The organism is Kitasatospora sp. NPDC059160 (genome assembly GCF_042755465.1).
In the GTDB taxonomy this organism is placed as follows: domain Bacteria; phylum Actinomycetota; class Actinomycetes; order Streptomycetales; family Streptomycetaceae; genus Kitasatospora.
Map to the genome: position 1 here is coordinate 1 of NZ_JBHZCN010000226.1, position 4,064 is coordinate 4,064.

General features: G+C 74.5%; 3 protein-coding genes and 1 pseudogene. All 4 read right to left on the minus strand.

Going from position 1 to position 4,064, the window contains the following annotated elements; translation table 11 throughout:
- Window positions 1-101: 101 nt before the first annotated feature.
- A complete protein-coding gene (locus ACFXOZ_RS42210; protein WP_380595343.1) occupies window positions 102-992 on the minus strand; it encodes a C40 family peptidase in 891 nt (296 codons plus the stop codon).
- 334 nt (window positions 993-1,326) lie between these two features.
- Entirely contained in the window at window positions 1,327-2,748 is a 1,422-nt protein-coding gene (locus ACFXOZ_RS42215; RefSeq protein ID WP_380595345.1) for an acyl-CoA synthetase, read from the minus strand.
- 181 nt (window positions 2,749-2,929) lie between these two features.
- Window positions 2,930-3,892 carry an electron transfer flavoprotein subunit alpha/FixB family protein gene (locus ACFXOZ_RS42220; protein ID WP_380595347.1) on the minus strand — a complete coding sequence of 321 codons (963 nt, stop codon included), beginning with the start codon at window positions 3,890-3,892 and terminating at the stop codon, window positions 2,930-2,932.
- A gap of 49 nt (window positions 3,893-3,941) precedes the next feature.
- A pseudogene (locus ACFXOZ_RS42225) lies at window positions 3,942-4,064 on the minus strand (electron transfer flavoprotein subunit beta); the annotation flags it as partial.

The following is a 4,064-nucleotide window of genomic DNA, read 5'->3' on the forward strand; positions in this document are numbered from 1 at the left end:
ACTGCCCGGAGTGGCACAGCCGGTACACCTGGATACCCGGGTCACGGGGGGGGGGGTGGGGGGCGCCCGCCCCACCGGCCGGACGCCCCGCACCCCGGGCGCTACGGCCGCCCCATGAACGCGGGGTAGTACCCGCTGCTGATCCCGGAGATCCGGATCAGCGTCCCGGGCCGCGCGGCCTCCACGTACCGGTTGTTGCCCAGGTAGATCGCCACGTGCTGGATGCCCCGCGCGGTGCCGTCCGGCGACCAGAACAGCAGGTCACCGCGGCGCAGCTGGCTCGCCTTGACCGGCGTGGTGGCCTCGTACTGGTCGTTGGCCACCCGCGGCAGGTCGATGCCGCCGCGCCGGAAGGACTGCTGCACCAGGCCCGAGCAGTCGTACCCGTCCGGCCCGTTGCCGGCCGTCCGGAACGGCTTGCCCAGCTGGGCGAGCGCGTACTCCACCGCAGTCTCGACGTCGCCGTCCACCGCCACCTCGTGGGAGGACCCCGAGGAGCCCGAGGAGCCGGAGGAGGACGGGGAACCGCCGGTCCGCTGCAGGTAGATGTCGTAGTGGCTGGTCCAGCGCCACTCCCCCTTGCTGTTCCTGAACCAGTACCGCGAGCCGTCCCAGCCCTGCTTGATCCCGCCGTTCGAGGACTTGGCGGGCTTCGCGGAGGACGAGGACCCCGCCGAGGACTTGCCGCCGCCGGTCCGCGCCACGTACACGCTGTAGTGGGTGGTCCAGCGCCACTGCCCCTGGCTGTTCTTGAACCAGTACCGCGAGCCGTCCCACCCGGCGTGCGCCGGGGCCTTCTCGGCCGCGGCGGGCGTCACCCCGGTGCCGAGGCCGATGGTCCCCACGCCGACCGCGATCACGGCCGCCATGCCTATCCCCCGGCGGATCCGCGCGGCCCGCGAAGGACGGGCGGTGGCGGGGCGGGCGGCGGGGGCGTGCTGCCCGGTCGGTTCGTCGGCGGCATCCGGTGCGCCGGTGTTGACGGTGGTCATCCCTGCTGACTTCCTTCACTGCTGCGAACGCACTGCGGCGTACGGCCGCCGGAAGGGCGGCTGCGGAAACTGCTGCGGACACGCGGTACGCCCCGGCAGCGCCGGTCCGTACCCTCGGCAGTCCCCGGTCCGACGTGCCGCGGCCCCCGGCCGTGCGACCGGGGGCCGCGGCATGTCGCCCGTGGATTCAGTTCTGCCTGCTCGTCACGTTAGGCACGCGTCCGCTCACCGCGCGCAGTGGAGTGCGCCAAAGGAAGGTTTCCCGGGCTCCGGGCCCCGACGGCGCATCAGGGTGAACACCCGTCACCGCCGGGCGTGTCCCGACGCCCCCTCATCAGTGGCCGCGGTGCTCCGTCAGGAGCTGCTTCTTCAACACCTTTCCCAGTGCGTTCCTGGGCAGTTCGGGTACCAGCACGACCCGGCGCGGGCGCTTGTGCACCGAGAGCCGCTCCGCCACGAAGGCCGTCAGCTGTTCCCCCGTCACGGCGCCGTCCGGCACGACGTACGCGACGATCACCTGTCCGAGGTCCTCGTCCGGCGCGCCGACCACGGCCGCGTCGGCGACCGCCGGGTGGTCGCGCAGCGCGGCCTCCACCTCGCCCGCGCCGATCCGGTAGCCGCCGCTCTTGATCAGGTCGACCGAGGCCCGGCCGACGATCCGGTGGAAGCCGTCCGCCCCGATCACCGCGACGTCCCCGGTGCGGAACCAGCCGTCCGCCGTCCAGGCCTCGGCGTCCGCGTCCGGCCGGTTGAGGTAACCGCTGAACAGCGTGGGGCCGCTGACCTGGAGTTCGCCGACGCTCTCCCCGTCGTACGGCACCGGCCCGCCGTCCTCGCCGACCAGCCGGGTGCGCACCCCGTCCACCGGCAGCCCGACGCTGCCGGGGCGCCGCTCGCCGTCCGCCCGGGTGCTGACGGTGATCAGCGACTCGGTCATCCCGTAGCGCTCGATCGGGGCGTGCCCGGTGAGCGCCGCCAGCTTCTCGAAGACCGGTACGGGCAGCGGCGCGCTGCCGGAGACCAGCAGCCGGGCCGGGGCCAGCCGCCCGGCCGCCGCGGGGTCCGCCGCCAGCCGGGACCACACGGTGGGCACGCCGAAGTACAGGCTGCCGCCCGCCTGCGCGTACCCCTCCGGGGTGGGCCGTCCGGTGTGCACCAGTCGGCTGCCGGTGCGCAGGGCGCCGAGCACGCCGAGCAGCAGCCCGTGCACGTGGAACAGCGGCAGCCCGTGCACCAGGGTGTCCTCGGCGGTCCACTGCCAGGCGGCGGCGAGGGCGTCCAGGTCGGCGGCGATCGCCGCCCGCCGGATCACCGCGCCCTTGGGCGCGCCGGTGGTGCCCGAGGTGTAGAGCACGAAACCGGTCGCGTCGGCGGCCGGTTCGGCGTAGGTGGTCGCCGACCGCTCGGCGGGGTCGACGGGCAGGGCCGCCACCGGCCCGGCGTCGGGCGCGTCCTCCCCGGCCGCGTGCGCCAGCAGCACGGCGCCCGAGTCCCGCAGGATGTGCTCGCGCTCCTTGGGGCCCGAGTCGGGCGGCAGCGGCACCACCGGGACGCCCGCCAGCAGCCCGCCGACCACGGCGGTGACCGTCTCCAGGGTGGGCCGGGCGAGCACCGCCAGCGCGGGGGCCCCGGCCACCCGGTCGGCCACCGCGGTCGCCGCGCCCAGCAGTTCCTCCCGGGAGAGCGTCCGGCCGTCGATCCGCAGCGCGTCCGCCGCGTCGCCGTGGTCGCCGTGAAGTGCCGTCAGCAGTGCCATGCTTCGGTCCTCGCCCTCGTCCTCGCCCTGTTCGCCCCGGAGGCTCCCGCGCCCGGGCGCCGTCGGGCCGACTCTACGGGCCGGCTCGGCACTCCCCGGGACCCGGGGCACGACGACGGAGGGCGCGGTACCGAGCACCCGGTACCACGCCCTCCGGTCCTGGGGACCCGTCGCGCGGGGATCAGCCCTTGCGGGCCTTCACCTCGGTGGTGAGCTGCGGCAGCACCTGGAACAGGTCGCCGACCACGCCGTAGTCGACCAGCTCGAAGATCGGGGCCTCGGGGTCCTTGTTGACGGCCACGATGGTCTTCGAGGTCTGCATGCCGGCCCGGTGCTGGATGGCACCGGAGATGCCCGCCGCGATGTAGAGCTGCGGCGAGACCTGCTTGCCGGTCTGGCCGACCTGGTTGCTGTGCGGGTACCAGCCGGCGTCGACGGCGGCGCGCGAGGCACCGACGGCCGCGCCGAGCGCGTCCGCGAGCTCCTCGACCACGCCGAAGCCCTCGGCGGCACCGACGCCGCGGCCGCCGGAGACCACGATGGCGGCCTCGGTCAGCTCGGGGCGGCCGGTGGAGACGCGCGGGGTGCGCGAGGTGACCTTGGCGGCGTTGCCGGTGAACTCCACCGACACGTTCTCCACCGCACCGGCGGCCGCGACGGCCTCCGGGGCCACGGCGTTCGGCTTGACGGTGATGACCGGGGCGCCCTTGGTGACCGTGGACTTCACCTGGAAGGAAGCGGCGAACACCGACTGGGTCGCGACCGGACCGCCGTCGCCGGCCTCCAGGTCGATGGCGTCGGTGATGATGCCGGAGCCGATCCGCAGCGCGACGCGGGCGGCGACCTCCTTGCCCTCGCCGGAGGACGTGACCAGGACGGCGGCCACGTCGTTGGCCTTGGCGATCTGGGCCAGGGCGTCCACCTTCGGGACGACCAGCTGGTCGGCGAACTCGGCGCCGTCGGCGACGTACACCTTGGCGGCACCGAACTCGGCGGCCTTGGCGGCGATGTCGGCGGCCGCGGCACCCGCGCCCAGCACGACGGCGGACGGCTCACCGATACGGCGGGCCAGGGTCAGCAGTTCGAGGGCCGGCTTGCGGACCGCGCCATCGGCGTGGTCCACCAGAACCAGGATCTCAGCCATGATTCGTTGCTCCTGATCGATCGTTGGATGCGCTGACGGGCGGGGCGGACTAGATGAACTTCTGGTCGGCGAGGAAGGCGGCGAGCTGCTTGCCGCCCTCGCCCTCGTCCTTGACGACCGTGCCCGCGGTGCGCGCCGGACGCGCCGCCACCGAGTCGACCGCCGTCCACGA

Coding starts and splice junctions, on each gene's coding strand:
- ACFXOZ_RS42210 (WP_380595343.1), bottom strand. CDS start 992: ATGACCACCGTCAACACCGGCGCACCGGATGCCGCCGACGAACCGACC.
- ACFXOZ_RS42215 (WP_380595345.1), bottom strand. CDS start 2,748: ATGGCACTGCTGACGGCACTTCACGGCGACCACGGCGACGCGGCGGAC.
- ACFXOZ_RS42220 (WP_380595347.1), bottom strand. CDS start 3,892: ATGGCTGAGATCCTGGTTCTGGTGGACCACGCCGATGGCGCGGTCCGC.